Source organism: Treponema ruminis (assembly GCF_014201975.1).
Classification (GTDB): domain Bacteria; phylum Spirochaetota; class Spirochaetia; order Treponematales; family Treponemataceae; genus Treponema_D; species Treponema_D ruminis.
The window spans coordinates 26,309-41,929 of record NZ_JACHFQ010000003.1; the positions used below are offsets into that span (position 1 = coordinate 26,309).

Consider the following 15,621-nt stretch of genomic DNA (forward strand, 5'->3'; position numbering starts at 1 on the left):
AATCAATTTAAGGTCCAAATAGGAGAAGTTTTATGAAATCAATTGTTCACAAGGGAATTTTTCTTACTCTTGCGACAACGCTTGCTTTCTCTTGCGCATCAACCCCTAAATCATCAGAAAATAACACATCCATTATAAAAGAAGAAAAGTCCAATTCCCCGGAAGCCATTGCTCTTCCAAGTCCTGCAGAACTTTACTCAAAAAAAATCGAAGGCTTTCACTTCACTCTTCTTTCAGCCCCAAAACAGACAACAAAAGGCAAAATCTTCACAGAGCCATATTTAATCGAAGTCAAAAATTCAGATGGCGAACCGGTCGAATCTTTTGAACTTTCAGTCCTTTATCCTTCTGCACGCAAAAACGGCCAGATCGAATTCTCAGAAACAGCAATTACTTCTGATTCAGAGGGAAAAGCCTCATTCCTGCCGGACGCACCGGAGTTTTCTTTCAATTCAGAAATTTCTTTCTTCCCAAAAGGTGATATGAGCGATGCGGAAATTGCAAAAATCGCCGCAGAACACACAATCAAAGCGCCTTATAAAGTTCAGACAAACCTTAAATCAGCAGGCGGCACTCTCGCCATCGTTGATTTCAATCAGAACGGCAAGGCAATCATTTCAAATCCAGTATCTTCTTCAAACCTTCTCATGACATTGATGAAGCTCGGCTTTACAAGAATCGGAAATGCCCCTCAGGATGTTTCTGACGCCGTGATTCAGGAGAATGAAGAAAAAGTTTTCGCACGTGCAAAAGCAATTGCTCCAAGCTTTATAGTTTTCGGCACTGTTAAAATTGATTCATGTGAAAAAAACGATGACGGAACAACATACAGTCTCACAGGTTCAGTCAAAGCAATGGACTCAAAGACCGGTGAAATCACTTTCGCCATCGAAAAAACAATTTCAGTCACTGATAAAAATGACTGGACTGCACTTGCAAACGCACGTAAGCAACTTGCAGATGAAATCGCAAACGAAATTAAATACGGATTATAGAGGAAGAAAATGATTTACACAGACACACGCGACAAATCAGTAAAAACTGACTTGAAAACAGCAGTAATGAGCGGCATGAACGAAAAAACAGGCGGATTGTATATCCCTGTCGAGTTCCCAAAATTGCCTTCAAGCTTCATCAACAAAACACCGGAGCCATCTTTCCGCGACATCGCATTCGAAATGGCAAAGCCTTATGTTGCAGGAGAAATTCCGGACAAGGACTTGCAGGCTATCATTCAGGACGCTTATCCTTTTACAGCACCTGTTGTTCCAGTAGACAAAGTTTCTTATGTTCTTGAGCTTTTCCACGGTCCGACCTGTGCTTTCAAAGATTTCGGTGCACGTTTCATGGCTCGCGTAATGTCTTATTTCAACCGAAACGAATCTACTCCGCTTCATATCCTCGTTGCAACATCCGGTGACACAGGCTCAGCAGTTGGTTCAGCTTTCCACAATGTTCCAGGCCTTGACGTCACAATCCTGTATCCGGAGGGAAAAATCTCTCCTTTGCAGGAAAAACAGCTCTCAACTTTCGATGGAAACGTCCGCGCCCTCAAGGTAAAGGGAACTTTCGATGACTGCCAGAAGCTCGTGAAAACAGCTTTCACAGACAACGAATTGCGCGCAAAACTCCGCCTTTCTTCTGCAAACTCAATCAACATTTCACGTCTTTTGCCGCAGAGTTTCTACTATATGTACTCAAGCCTTGCCGTTCGCGCACGCAGCTGGGGTGACAACAAAATCGAAAATCCTGCAATCATCTGTGTCGTTCCAAGCGGAAACTTCGGAAACCTCACATCTGGCTTGATTGCCCGCGAAATGGGTGCACCAATCACAGGTTTCGTTGCAGCAACAAACTCAAACCGCACAATTCCAGACTGGATTGCAACCGGCGACTACAATGCCCGCCCTTCAGTTGAGACATACGCAAACGCAATGGACGTAGGTGCTCCTTCAAACTACGAGCGCATTCAGGCAATGTATTCTTTGGAGCAGGTTCGCTCACTCTTCGCATCATACTGGCTTGATAACGACGGCATCATCGATTCAATCAAAAACTGCTACGAAAAGACTGGCTATACAATCGATCCTCATGGCGCTGTCGGCTGGAAGGCTTGGAGTGACATCCGCAAGGGTGGCATGGAAGCCCTCAAAAACGGCACAAAAAATGACTTCACAAAACCAGGCCTTACACCAAATCTTCCTTCTTGGGCAGACAAGGTCATCAACAAGGAAGCAGTCGGCATCATTCTGGAGACAGCACATCCTGCAAAATTCGGTGCTACAGTACAGAAGGCAACAGGCTCATCTCCAATCATCCCGGACCGCCTCGAAAAGGTAATGAAGCTCGAAGACAAAGCCATTCCAATGGAAAACAACTACGAGCAGTTCAAAGCATGGCTTTTGGCAAATTTGTAAAATCAAACGGCATGTTTAAGCTAATTGGCTAAAGCAAAAAATGCTCCCGGTGAGAACATGCCACTAGAATCCACGGTTGTGCGTATTTTGAAATTGGACTCGCTACGCTCGCCCGCACAAAGTGGATTCGTGTCATAACCTCACCTACGCATTTTTTGAATTATCCGGCTATAAAAACATCCCCTTTTCTTTTTCCTACATCTCAGCGTATTTTTGAACATCATCTTCCAGGTGTTCGATTTTAATTCCTACTTCCCTGAACATTTCCAGGCTGTCGGCTTCGTCGTGATAGTGCTTTTCGCAGACTACCCGCTTGATTCCGCAGTTGATTATGAGCATGGCACAGGTGCGGCAGGGAGTCATCTTGCAGTAAACAGTGGCTCCGTCGATTGAAATTCCGCGTTTTGCGGCCTGACAGATTGCGTTCTGCTCGGCATGGACTGTTCGCACGCAATGCTGGCTGATTGTGCCGTCTGAGTGGAGCATTTTCTTCATCAAATGGCCAACTTCGTCACAATGTGGCAGACCGGCAGGGCTTCCGACATAGCCGGTAACGAGAATCTGGTTGTCGCGGGCAATTACGCAGCCGCTTCTTCCACGGTCACAAGTCGCACGCTTTGCAACTGTGCGGGCAACTTCCATAAAATATTCGTCCCAGGTCGGACGGATGTATTTTTCTTCTTTATTTTCAGAAATAGCAAAAATATAGCACATCTGATAAAAAAACTCAAAAAGAATTTGCTTAAAAAAAACTTATAGATTAAAATAAAGATGTATTTCAAAAAAAGACTTGGAGAAAAAATGAAACTCACAATTAAAACTTTTCTCGCACTTGCATTTTTAACAACAAGTTTGGGTTTGCTTTGGGCTAAGCAAAATGGAATCGACAAAATCAAACACGCCGGAGTCCTCACAGTTGGTGTAAAGGAAGATGTTCCGGGCTTTGGCTTCCTCAATCCCAAGACAAAAGCATACGAAGGTCTTGAAATCGACATTGCAAAAGCCGTCGCAAAGCAAATTCTCGGCTCCGAGTCAAAAGTCGCCTTTGTCCCGGTAAATGCCAAAAACCGCAGCGCTTTCCTCAATCAGGACAAGGTTGACATGGTTATCGCAACATTTACAGTCACCGAAGAGCGCAAGCAAAACTACGATTTTTCGGACATTTATTATACTGATTCAGTAGGCCTCATGGTCAAAAAGTCATCTGGAATCACGGCATTCAAAAATCTGGAGAACAAAAAAGTCGGCGTCACACAAGGCTCAATGACAATTACCACAATCAAAAATGCCGCCATCAAAGAAGGAGTCTTCCTCAACTGCATCACCTATCCTTCAAATCAGACGCTAAAAGACGCCCTCAACCACGGTGAAATCGACGCATTTGCAATCGACAATTCAATTTTGCACGGCTACCTCGATGATTCCGTTACAATTTTGCCAGAACACTATGACGAAATGATGTATGCAGTCGCAATCAAAAAAGACAATTCGGCTGTTACAAAACAGGTCAATGAGGTCATCAAAAATCTTATAAAAAGCGGCGAGCTGGAAAAACTGCTCTTAAAGCACGGCCTCAAATATTAGACCAGTGCCTCAAGTTTTTCGCGTATAAATTCGCTTTTTTCCTTAAGACCGATTTTTCCGGCCTGCATAAGGATCATGTTCGGCTTGCTTGGGTCAAGCTTAACCTTGCCGGCACTTTCTTTGATGAGTTTGAGAACCCGGTCTATTTTTATGTCGCTGACCTTGCTGAATTCAATCTGCAGGGTTCCCTGCTTTTCTTTTATTGAAGAAATATAAAGCTTTTTGGCTATTACACGCACTTCCGCAAGACTCAAAAGACTGTAAACCTCATCAGGAATCGGGCCAAAACGGTCTTCAAGCTCAAGATACATTCCTTCAAGCTCGTCTTTTGACTGAACTCCAGCGATTTTCTTGTAAACTTCCATCTTGGTCTGCAGGTTTGGAATATAAGTATCAGGAATGAAGCCTGAATATTCGAGTTCCATAAGGACTTCGTTCTGAGCCTCGTAAGTTTCTGAGTTCATGAGGCGCTCGACGGCCTCGTTCAAAAGCTTGACGTACAAATCGAAACCGACTGAATAAACTTCGCCGCTCTGGTCCCGTCCCAAAAGATTGCCTGCACCGCGGATTTCCATGTCCTTCATCGCAATCTTAAAGCCCGAACCAAGCTCGGTAAAGTCAGAAATGACCTGAAGACGTTTCATCGCAACTTCTGAAAGAACCTTGTTTTCAGGATACAAAAGATATGCGTATGCCTTTCTGTCGCTTCGTCCGACCCGGCCACGCAGCTGATAAAGCTGGCTTACACCGTACATGTCGGCACGGTCAATGATAATCGTGTTTACGTTCGGAATGTCGATTCCGTTTTCGATAATCGTAGTTGCAATCAGAATATGGAAGCCGCCCATCTTGAAACGGCGGAAAATGTCGTCCAGTTCCTCGGCAGTCATCTGTCCGTGGGCAACGTCAATCATCATCTCAGGAACAATCTGCTGAAGCTTGCGGCGGACGTCTTCAAGAGTCTCAACCCGGTTGTGAAGATAGAATACCTGACCGCCCCGCTCGACTTCCTGACGGATTGCCTTTGCGACCCGCTCTTCTGTGTAGGCGTCAACAATCGTCTCAATCGGCTTACGGGTCTGAGGCGGCGTTGTAAGAAGGGACATGTCGCGGATTTTCAAGAGGCTCATGTGAAGGGTTCGCGGAATCGGAGTTGCGCTCATGGCAAGGGAGTCGATGTTGGCCTTCATGGTCTTGAGTTTTTCCTTGTCCTTTACGCCGAACCTCTGTTCCTCGTCGATGATCATGAGTCCCAGATCCTTAAAAATAACGTCCTTCTGGATGATTCGGTGGGTTCCGACCAAAATATCGACTTCACCAGCCGCAACTTTTGCAATGATTTTCTTCTGTTCAGCAGGGCTTACGAAGCGGGAAAGCTGGGCAACCGTAACCGGGAAATTTGCAAAACGCTCGACACAAGTTTCATAATGCTGCTCGGCAAGAATTGTTGTTGGAGCAAGGAAAGCGACCTGTTTTCCGCCCATTACAGCCTTGAAAGCCGCCCGCATTGCAATTTCGGTCTTTCCATAGCCTACGTCGCCGCAGACGAGCCTGTCCATCGGAACCGGCTTTTCCATGTCCGCCTTGATTTCCTTTGAGACATTGAACTGGTCGGGTGTGTCCTCATATGGGAAGGCTGCCTCAAAGGCTGTCTGCCACTCGCCGTCCTTGGGGAAAGGATAGCCCCGGCTTGCCTTTCGCCTTGAATAGAGGGCGATGAGTTTTTCTGCCAGGTCCTCGACGGCTTTTTTGGCCTTATTCTTGCGGTTTTCCCATGATTTTGAGCCTATTCGGTCAAGTCGGGGGTTGTCGCCCTCGTTTCCGATGTAACGCTGGACAAGATTTACCTGCTCAATCGGAACAAAGGCAAATTCTTCGTCAGCATATTCAAGCTTTATGTAGTCCCTCTCGTTACCCATTGCCTTTACGCGCTGGATTCCGCGGAAGATTCCGATTCCGTAATTTACATGAACTACAAAATCGCCCTCGTTAAGCTCGACGAAAGTATCAATAGCCTGAGATTTTGCGCTTCGGATTGACTTTGGAACATGCTTGCGGCGGCCGAAAATCTCATTTTCCTGAATTACAAGCGTTTTTGTCTCGGAAATTCCGAATCCTGCCGTAATCGCCTTTGGATAAACCGTGAGCGGAAAATAAGGAATGCCTTTTTTCGCGTTTTTGTTGAGGCGGTCAAGATATTCGCCCTCAGCCGGCTTGTCTATGAAGTTTTTGAGGATTTCCTTGATTCGGAGCGACTGATTTTCGTTGTCGGCAAAGACATAAATCTTCCAGCCCTCGCCCTGTAAATCTTCAAGCTGCTCCTTTAAATAATTGATGTTTCCAAAGAAACTTTTCGGGGGTTCACATTCAATCTTGAAAAAATTAACGTCCTGATTTGAATTTTCCTCTTCGTCGGTCTCGGTATGCAAAGTCCTGAAGGAAACCCGGTTTTCGTGCATTTTTGAAACGACTTCAAAAGGAATGAACATTTCACTTGGCGGCAGAACAGGAAATTTCTGGCGGGCAGTCCGGTACATTCCCGCATACTCACGGTCAAAATTTTCCTGCATGTTGTTAAGACGGTCATAGTCATAGAAAAAGACTGTCGTATTCGGTGAAATATAGTCAAAAATAGTGTATTTTTTATCCCAGAGAACGCCGTAAAAAAGTTCCTCGCCTTCACTTTCTTTTCCAGCCCTGAGTTCTTCAAGCAGCTTCCTTTTGGCAAGCTCGGCTTCTTCGGTAAGGGCAAGGAAAATCGTCTGTTTTTCGCCCTCATTCTGAGCAGAATCAAGCTCATCAGAATCAGGATTTTTCCCGAATTTTTCAAAAAGACTTTCAAGGCGGCCGACAAGCTCATCATTCCAGATTACTTCCTTCATCGGATAAATCAAAAGATTGTCACGCAGCTCTTTAGTTGACTGGCTTTCAACATCGAAGGATTTAATAGAAGAAATTTCATCAAAATCAAAAAGAATTCGCGTTGGATTTTCTTCACCAGGAGTAAAAATATCGAGGACCTCGCCACGAAGGGTAAATTCGCCTGGAAGACTGACTTTCGGAACACGGATATAGCCCAAAGCCGCAAGTTTTTCTGCCAAATCAGCAGGATCATTCTGCAGTCCCTTGTGTAAATTGAAAACAAGCGAGCGTATATACTGAGGCGAAGGAAGTGGCGTCTGCAAGGAACGCTGGGTAATTATAAAAATCCGGGGCTTTGTATTTGCATTGAGGGAGCGGGCCTGATAGGCAAGGCGGGAAAGAACTCCGGAACGCTGGCCAAAAACAGCCGAACCGACTGCGCTGGCCCGATAAGGAACCAGTCCCCACCAAGGAAGAGTAAAAATTTCTACAGATTCACCAAAAGCCGTTTCAAAATCCTGAGTCAAATCAAGGGCTTCTTTTTCGGTTGGAACTACGACTACAAAATCAAGGGATGAAGCCGAAAGAGCTGAAAGACCATCCGCCTGCTGGGACTGAGAATAGCGGCCGGTTGCATTATACTGAAGGGAAGAAAGAATTCTGGAACGAAGGAAATCAATATAGTGGGCTGTAAGAAAATTCGAAGAAGTAAGAGACACACCCTCTATTTCAGCAGGGAAATATTGCCCGGAAGCGAGATTTTTTACATCAGAAAGAAAGTCATTCCATCCGTTTGTCACAGAAAGAAGATAATTTGTTAATAATGATTTCATGAAAACATTCCGATAATATAATTGAATATCTTTAAAATAAGGAGAAGCAGTTGAAACGCATTCTTTTTACCATTATAGCAAGTTTTACACTCTTTGCACAGTTCGCTTTTGGACAGAAAGCAAACTCAATAAACAATCAGGACTATTCAAAGGCATCGGTTTCAATCAGATTCTATGACAGAACGATGTATTATCCTGGCAGCAAGGAAGACAATCCGATTTACGTCGATGTTGCAATCACAAACAAGGGAACGGACACACTCCGCTTCAAGCTCGCAGATGACCGCATGTTCTCTCTGGACTTTTTTGCTTACACAATCAAGAACACAACTCTTCCAAGCACAAAAGACCTGGTAATCAAGCGCTCGACAAACCAGACAGTCTACTTCCGTGAGCTTGCAATTGAGCCTGGTGAGACATATTCCTTCGTTGAAAACGTAAAGGACTACATTCAGATTGATGAGCCTTCGATTTACTACCTCGAAATGCGCTTCTATCCTGAGCTTTATAAATCAAAAATCATTGAAATCGCATCAAACAGACTTTCACTTGACATCCGGCCGGCACCATCAGCTTCATCATCAAGCATTCTTCCGGTTGAAAACAAAACTACTTCCCTCTTGAAGCCGGAAGCAATTTCTCCGGACAAAGTTGTTGAGCAGACAATCATCGCAAGACAGAAATCACTCTGGGATCAGTATTTCCTCTACATGGACATCGAGCAGATGATGGTCCGAAACAGCGAAGTCAACCGCAAGTACAAAAATGCCGCAGCTGACGAGAGAAACCGAATGCTGCAGGCTTACAAGGCTGACCTCATGCAGAACAAAATCGACTATGACATCGTAGGCGTACCGGAGCGTTTCCAGATTGAAAACACATCTTACTCACAGACTGAGGGTACAGTTTCAGTTCTCGAATGGTTCAAGTATCCGAATTTCAGTGAGAAAAAACGCTACATCTACAAAGTTCGTCAGCGTGACGGAATCTGGCAGATCTACGACTATTCAGTAACAAATCTTGGCACAGAGTAATTAAAAAACGGAGTTTGATAAATGAAGGCGCTTCTTGTAGCCGACGACGAAAAGGCAATCAATAATATTTCTGAAGTTCTCAAAGCGGCAGGCTATGACACGATTGTCTACACTTGGCTTTTGAAAGCGCTCGACAATATCGAAGAAATAGCCCCCCACCTGATTATCGTAAGCACAGGTGACTATCCCCGCCATTGGAAGACGCTCGCTCAATATGCAACGGCAGGATTCGGTGACTACAAACCTCAGATTATTCTCTACACTGACGAAAATTTCAGCGAAGAAGAAAATAAAAAGGCAGAAGCCCTCCATGTGCGCGGAACTTTTGACTCGGTAACAGTAGACGGTCTGGACAAACTCCGCGAAATCCTTAAAAAAGCAGATGATATTTTCTCAGGCTATCTTACAGAAGAAGAACAGTCAGAAATAAGCGTTGACGACCTGGTTCCCAACGCAAATAAGTTCGTAGAAGCCGAAATCGAAGAAATTCAGGAAGAAGCCCCCATAGAAGAGACTGAAGCTGAAGAGATTACGGCTGCTCTAGAAGAAGAAGCTATAGAAGAAATCGAAACAGAAGAGATTCGGGATGTTCCAGAAGAAGAATTGGTTGAGGAAATAGAGGCCTCTCCAAACGAAGAACCTGTCGACGAAATCGAAACCGCTTCAGAAATCTCTGTCCCAGAAGCTGAAATTGAAGATGAAACTCCGGCCGAAATAATCGAGGAAGACTCGATTGAAGAAGTCGAAAACGAAGAAATTCAAGAAAGTCCAGAAGAAGAATTAATTGAAGAAATTGAGGATAAACCGATTGAAGAAGTCAGAGACGAAGAGATTCTCGAAACACCAGTAGAAGAATCCCCCGAAGAAATTGAGGACGTACCAGAAGACGAACCGGTCGAAGAAACCGAGGACGACTCTTTCGAAAACCTCGCTTGCAAAGTTGAAGAAACAAATGACGAAAATCAAATCGAAAATAACGAGCCAACTTTAGAAGAAATCCAGGAAGCTGAAGAAGAAGCCCTTGCCGATGAGGACGCCGCAAACCGCTTGGAAGAGATGGAAAATGACGAGCGTGCCGCAGACCGTCTGGAAGAAATTACCGGAGATGAATTGGCAGCCGATAAACTCGAGGAAATTGTCGCTGATGAAAAAGCCGCAGACAAACTCGAAGAAATCAACGAAAATGACGACATACCAACTGTCACTGATATAATCAACGAACCTTACGATGAGTCGGAATCCACCTCCCTTCCAGGTATTGAGGAATTGAAGCAACTTCTTGAAGAAAATAACTTTGAAGAATCGCCAAACAATGATATAATTGAAGAAGATAGTAAATCGGAAGAGCTTTCAGAAGAAGAAAATTCTTTAGAAGCCGAAACTTCTCAACTTCAAGATGGAGAAAATGATATGGCAGATGAACAGAGCATTGATGAAAAACTGGCAGCTATAATGAACGCAAACAAAGCTGACCAAAAAGAAAAGGCGGAAGCACTCAAGCTTGATACAGGAGCCACTTCAGTCTCTTTCGTGTTCACAAATCCAATCACCCTTGCCATGGTCTCTGGAGTAGCACGAAATTATAACGGCCTTGTTCTTGAATTCACACCTGATATTCCAAATTTCATAATGAATCTTTCTCCGGGAACAAAAATCGACATTGCTTCAATGAAAATTGACGACAAAATCGAAAATGTTTTTGCCGAAGTAATGTCAAACGATGCAAAAAAACTCGCACTTGCGATTAAGAAAATAAGTTAAAAAATGAAAAAACAATCAGCTAAATTCTTTTGTGAGAACTGCGGTGCTGAAGTACCGCAAAACGCAAGAGTATGCAGACATTGCGGAAAATTCTTCTCATCAGTACGATGTCCTGTTTGTGGAACAACGGGAATGCCAAGCAAATTCGCAAACGGCTGCCCTACCTGCGGTTATGCCGTCGGCAACGGCCACAAAATCGACGCGCCAAGCCAAAAAGAAACGAAAGCAAGCCGCAGATCAAAAAAAGCCCTATTAAACGCAATCAATTCAAGAAATCCAGCCGCAGCCCGCAGCAAAACAGCCGACGGTTCTCTACCAGTATGGTCATTTTTTGCAATCGTAGGAATTTTAGTGCTTTTCGTCTGCTGCGCCATGAAATATCTAGAAATTTCGTAAAAGAAAGAAAGAATCAATAAAAAAAGCTTCCCGAAAGGAAGCTTAATTTTTTGCCCGGAAGGGGACTTGAACCCCTATGAAGTTGCCCTCACTAGGACCTGAACCTAGCGCGTCTGCCAATTCCGCCACCCGGGCGTAAAGTAAAAATGTAATAATATTATATAGAAAACCAAGCTTCATGTAAAGAGCTAAGTAAAGCTCAGAAGCAAAAAAAAGGTGGTCGGAGTCGAGGTTCTGGCAAAATGTCGCTTGAACTTGTTCACCGCGACATTTTTGACAGGTTCTCGACGTGAGACCACCTTTTTTTAGTTTATCCAGTTAATTTAACACTGAATCATTCCGAATACCATCGCGAACAAGGCAACAGTTTCACAAAGACCTACTACCATGATGTAGTTAGAGAAGCCTTTTCCTGTCTCACCAAGAGCATCAGAACCTGCTGCACCAGCTTTTCCCTGAGCGATAGCAGAGAAACACATAGCCAAACCAGCTGCAATTCCCAAACCGAGGAAAAAGAGCGGATTCTCAGTGATTTTTGAAGATGCTGCCATCTGCTGCATGAGAAGGAAGCCGTAGATTGTCTGTGTAAGTGGAGCACCAGCAAATACAGTGAGGATGAATGGAGCCGGCTTATTAGCCATGAAACAGCGTTTCCAAGCGCCGATTGCTCCCTGTCCAGCGATACCGATACCAATTGCAGAACCAATAGCTGCAATACCCATTACAAGACCTGCACCAATCATTCCAAAATTCATAATTTTATCTCCTTTAGATAAGTTTTCATTTTGCTCGGGATTTCCCCGAATGTTATATAAACGCCAGCGACTTACTCACTGAGCGGTTCATATTTGAATCCTGCCCATGACATTCCCAAGTGATTTGAGAATTCGAGCGTATTCAAACGCACGCCATGAACAATAACCGAAAGCAAGTTCAAAATCATGTTCAAGCCATGACCAAAAACAAGCAGTACGATAAGCACAATGAACAATGCCGCATGACCTACGAGAGGACCTGCGAATGTGTTCACCGTTCCCGAAATAGCAGCTCCGGCAAGACCGACAGCCCACAATCGGATGTAAGAAACGATGTCCGAGAAGACATTGACTACACCCAAAAGTACGGAAATGATGTTCTTTACGCTCTCAAGGATTGACTTGCCGATGCTTCCCTCGTAATTTGCGAAGATGAAGCTGAATGCAAAGCCGCCGCCTACAAGAACGATTGAGATTGTTCCCCAAGGAAGTCCGTAAACGTCTCCGCCCATAAGAGGGAATACATTACCGTCAACAACCATTGAAAGAACTACCCAGTACATACCGATGAGCTGCACGAACGAGCCGAATTCACCGAGGAACTTGAGCCTGTGCTGCTTGTCCCTGATGTAACGGGCCATTCCCTTCAAATGTGCCACGCAGAGCTGGATAAGGGCAAGCGTGAAACAGAAAATCTGAAGGTTCTGTGCGGTTCCCAGAGTGCCGGCAGAAGAATCCGTAGTCCAGAAAGGAAGCCACTGAACGTCTGCATAGGCATTTGAAATCGGCGGAACAGACAGGGCAATAATCCAGTCAGGAAGCTGCTCCGGTGTAAGGCCGAACCATGTACAGGTGACCGCTCCCCAAACCATTGTGGCTATACCTAAAAGCAGTACAAGCCCCAGCATAGGCGGAACCTTTTTGCCAGTGCAGGCAGATTTCAAGATGAAAATCAATGCTACTGCAGTGACCAAAGCTCCGTATCCGCCGTCTCCGAAAATCATTCCGAAGAAGATGGTAAAGAAAGCAAGGAACCATCCGGAAATATCATATTCGTGATAGCCAGGAACAGTTCCAAGGAAGTCCGTGAGCGGATAAATCAGGCTCACGAGCTTGTTGTTCTTAAGTTTTGTAGGAACATTGTCGTCGTCGCTAGGATCACTTGCGGCAAAAGCCCACTGTTTTTCCTTTGCGAACGATTCGAATTTAGCCATTGAATCAACAGGCACGAAACCTGTAATCCAAGAAAGCTTTTCCTCAACTCCCATGCCCGAATACAAGTTTTCAAGCTCAATGTCTTTTGCGATTCCCTTGATGGAATCTTTGAGCGAATCCTTGTACTGAACGGCAGATTTTAATTCAGACTCGATTTGTGCAATGCGGTCCTTTGAATCTGCAATTTCTTTTTTCAAAGCAGCTGTCGAAATGCGAGGGAGAGGAACCTGATAGGCTTCTGCCGGGATTCCTTCCGGACGCTCGTTTACGGCAAGAGGCTTTTCACTTACAAGAATAAATCTTGTCTGTGACTTGTCCTTTCCGACAACGACAGTTTTTGCTTCGTCCCCGACAAGAGCATATTTGTCCGACGGGATTTCGTACATTGCAAGATGAAGGTTCTTTTCACCGAGTTCTGCGAAATCAGCTGGATCTACTCCGCCCCATTTTGCAAAACGCTCAAGCTCAACCGAATCGTTTGTGATTCTGTCGTAGCAGCTCTTCTTCTCATCAGTGAGGGAAAGAACATTCTTTGCAACGTCAAAGGCAGCTTCCTTACCGATTACAGTAGGCTTAAGGCTGTCTTTTTTGCCGAGTTTGATTTCTGTGAGAATTGCAAGAGCCTTTTCAATCTTAGAGTTCTGATCCTTGAACGCAGACAATTCCTCGCTTGAACCCTGAACTTCCTCGACATGAAGGAGACCCAGCTTTCTCAAATCTTTTAATGCTCCTTTGCGCTCATTTTCAAGAACGACAAGGGAGATTTTTTTCATTGGGACTATCATTTTTCAGCCCCCTTTGCTTCTTCAGCCTTCTTGGCAGCTGCAGCGGCGGCATTTCGCTGGTCAATCTTCTTTTTAGAGACCTTAGAAATTACAACCGCACTAACCTGCTGGTCGCCCAGATAAACCGAAATCTTCTTAATGTTTGCCTTTGCCTCAGGAATCTTGACCTTTTCAAAAAGATTCACGCGCTGGCTTGTAGTGCGCAGTTCCTGAGAAAGCAGCCTTACCTGCTCATCAAGAACACTGGCTTCCAAATCCAAAGAAAGTGCCTTTTCCATGCGGTCAGCAGCCAGGTCAATCCAGAGCGGTGTTTCGTACAGATCGTAGTCACCGCGGCCGAATTCGGCTCCCTCATACACAGGAATCGTAACGCCGGCGATATTGCCGACTCCCTTCTTTATGTTGCGGACAGTAACCATGCCGGGCTTGAAGGCTTCTTCTTCACCGAATACAGAAATCCACACCTGAAATTCCTTTTCAAGCGCGACTCTCTGGGCTCGGACTTCGTTTGCCTTCTGCTCGATAGTTCTGATTTCAGACTGAAGCTGCTGCTTTTTGAGCGTAAGCGTAGGAAGATAACGCTGGTACATTTTCAGCGCGTCTTTCTGAGCTTTCTGTTCATTTTTAGTCAGCTTAATTTTTGCCATTAACAGCTCCTGAAATTAAAGTCCTGCAAAACTATTTGTTTGGCCAGAATTCACCAATCAACTCAGACTTGATACCTGTCTCATCCTTGTCGAAACAGTCGGCAAGAATCTTCCAGCCCAAGTCAAGAGCACCTTCGAGGGAAATGTTGACTGACAAGTCCATCATTTCCTTCTCGAACATTTCACCGTATTTAAGGAGCTTTTCGTCCCACTTACTCATCATGAAGCCCATTGACTTCTTTTCGAGAGTGTCTTTGTAAGAAGAATAAAGACGAATCATAGCATCCATGAGGGCACGGTGGTCTTTTCGTGTCTTGCCGTTTACGTTCTGCTTCAATCGAGAAAGAGAACCGAAAGGCTCGATACGACCGCCCTTAAGATAATACTGACCTTCAGTGATGTAACCGGTGTTATCTGGAACCGGGTGAGTAACGTCGTCGCCAGGCATTGTCGTGACGGCAAGAACTGTTACAGAACCGCTTCCCTTGAAGTCAACTGCCTTTTCGTAGCGGGCAGCCAGCTGTGAGTACAAGTCACCAGGGTAACCACGGTTTGAAGGAACCTGCTCCTGAGTGATGGCGATTTCCTTCATTGCGTCTGCATAAGAAGTCATGTCTGTAAGAAGAACGAGAACGTCCTTGTTCTGCAAAGCGAACTGCTCCGCTACAGCCAGTGACATATCAGGGATCTTGATACATTCTACTGTTGGGTCAGCAGCTGTATGAATGAACATTACAGTCTTGCTCAAAGAACCGCCGTCTTCCAAAGTCTTTTTGAAGTAAAGGAAGTCGTCGTATTTAAGACCCATGCCGCCCAAAACGATTACGTCAGCTTCTGCCTGCATGGCGATGCGTGCAAGGAGCTGGTTGTAAGGTTCACCCGAAATAGAGAAAATCGGGAGCTTCTGAGAAACGACGAGCGTGTTGAACATATCAATCATAGGAATGTTCGTACGCATCATTCGCTCAGCAAGGATACGTTTTGAAGGGTTTACTGAAGGACCGCCGATTGGCTTCATGTTCTCAGTAAGAGACGGACCGTTATCGCGAGGCTCACCAGAACCGTTGAAGATACGTCCCATCAAATCGTCGCCGAAAGATACGCGCATTTCGTTTCCGAGGAAGCGGATCTGGTCACCGGTTGAAACACCTCGGCCGCCTGCGAAAACCTGCAATGAAACTGTGTCACCGTCGATTTTGTTGACCTCGGCAAGAGACTTACCGAATCGTGTGGTGATTTCTGCAAGTTCGTTGTATTTAACGCCCTCAGCTTTTACTGTAATTACGGAACCTGTAATAGATTCGATTTTATTGTATACCTTATTCATATCTA

Annotated in this window: 12 protein-coding genes and 1 tRNA gene; 6 read left to right on the plus strand and 7 right to left on the minus strand. The window is 44.9% G+C overall.

The annotated features are described in order from the left end of the window. Positions 1-32: 32 nt before the first annotated feature. Together HNP76_RS04710 and thrC are read left to right on the plus strand one after the other, a co-directional pair. A complete protein-coding gene (locus HNP76_RS04710) occupies positions 33-995 on the plus strand; it encodes a hypothetical protein (protein ID WP_184658001.1) in 963 nt (320 codons plus the stop codon). A gap of 9 nt (positions 996-1,004) precedes the next feature. Continuing rightward, positions 1,005-2,417 (plus strand): threonine synthase, encoded by a 1,413-nt coding sequence (gene thrC / locus HNP76_RS04715; protein WP_184658003.1) that lies wholly within the window; start codon positions 1,005-1,007, stop codon positions 2,415-2,417. A gap of 195 nt (positions 2,418-2,612) precedes the next feature. Here the strand turns inward: thrC and HNP76_RS04720 are convergent, their stop codons facing one another. Further along, positions 2,613-3,131 carry a deoxycytidylate deaminase gene (locus tag HNP76_RS04720; protein ID WP_184658005.1) on the minus strand — a complete coding sequence of 173 codons (519 nt, stop codon included), beginning with the start codon at positions 3,129-3,131 and terminating at the stop codon, positions 2,613-2,615. A gap of 87 nt (positions 3,132-3,218) precedes the next feature. Between HNP76_RS04720 and HNP76_RS04725 the strand changes: the two genes are divergently transcribed. Continuing rightward, entirely contained in the window at positions 3,219-4,001 is a 783-nt protein-coding gene (locus tag HNP76_RS04725) for a transporter substrate-binding domain-containing protein (protein ID WP_184658007.1), read from the plus strand. Here the strand turns inward: HNP76_RS04725 and mfd are convergent. Continuing rightward, positions 3,998-7,696 carry a transcription-repair coupling factor gene (gene mfd / locus HNP76_RS04730; RefSeq protein WP_184658009.1) on the minus strand — a complete coding sequence of 1,233 codons (3,699 nt, stop codon included), beginning with the start codon at positions 7,694-7,696 and terminating at the stop codon, positions 3,998-4,000. The two genes, HNP76_RS04725 and mfd, sit on opposite strands and share 4 nt — an antisense overlap. A gap of 50 nt (positions 7,697-7,746) precedes the next feature. On the opposite strand from mfd, the gene HNP76_RS04735 reads away from it, so the two are divergent. Genes HNP76_RS04735 through HNP76_RS04745 form a run of 3 tightly spaced genes read left to right on the plus strand, consistent with a single transcriptional unit; the run spans position 7,747 to position 10,887 of the window. Beyond that, positions 7,747-8,730: a hypothetical protein gene (locus tag HNP76_RS04735; protein WP_184658012.1), complete on the plus strand. Its 984-nt coding sequence runs from the start codon at positions 7,747-7,749 to the stop codon at positions 8,728-8,730. 21 nt (positions 8,731-8,751) lie between these two features. Next, positions 8,752-10,491, plus strand: coding sequence for a response regulator (locus HNP76_RS04740; RefSeq protein WP_184658014.1), 1,740 nt, complete (start codon positions 8,752-8,754; stop codon positions 10,489-10,491). 3 nt (positions 10,492-10,494) lie between these two features. Then, a complete protein-coding gene (locus HNP76_RS04745; protein ID WP_184658016.1) occupies positions 10,495-10,887 on the plus strand; it encodes a zinc ribbon domain-containing protein in 393 nt (130 codons plus the stop codon). 51 nt (positions 10,888-10,938) lie between these two features. On the opposite strand, the gene HNP76_RS04750 is transcribed toward HNP76_RS04745, so the two are convergent. From HNP76_RS04750 to HNP76_RS04770, 5 genes are all read right to left on the minus strand, one after another. After that, positions 10,939-11,022 (minus strand) — tRNA-Leu (locus HNP76_RS04750). Positions 11,023-11,210: 188 nt separating this feature from the next. Continuing rightward, positions 11,211-11,642 (minus strand): ATP synthase subunit C-like protein, encoded by a 432-nt coding sequence (locus HNP76_RS04755; protein ID WP_184658018.1) that lies wholly within the window; start codon positions 11,640-11,642, stop codon positions 11,211-11,213. A gap of 71 nt (positions 11,643-11,713) precedes the next feature. Continuing rightward, positions 11,714-13,642 (minus strand): V-type ATP synthase subunit I, encoded by a 1,929-nt coding sequence (locus tag HNP76_RS04760; RefSeq protein ID WP_184658020.1) that lies wholly within the window; start codon positions 13,640-13,642, stop codon positions 11,714-11,716. Next, entirely contained in the window at positions 13,639-14,289 is a 651-nt protein-coding gene (locus tag HNP76_RS04765; protein WP_184658023.1) for a V-type ATP synthase subunit D, read from the minus strand. The genes HNP76_RS04760 and HNP76_RS04765 overlap by 4 nt, the downstream gene beginning before the upstream one ends. Before the next feature lie 31 nt (positions 14,290-14,320). Then, entirely contained in the window at positions 14,321-15,616 is a 1,296-nt protein-coding gene (locus HNP76_RS04770) for a V-type ATP synthase subunit B (protein WP_184658025.1), read from the minus strand. Positions 15,617-15,621 lie beyond the last annotated feature (5 nt).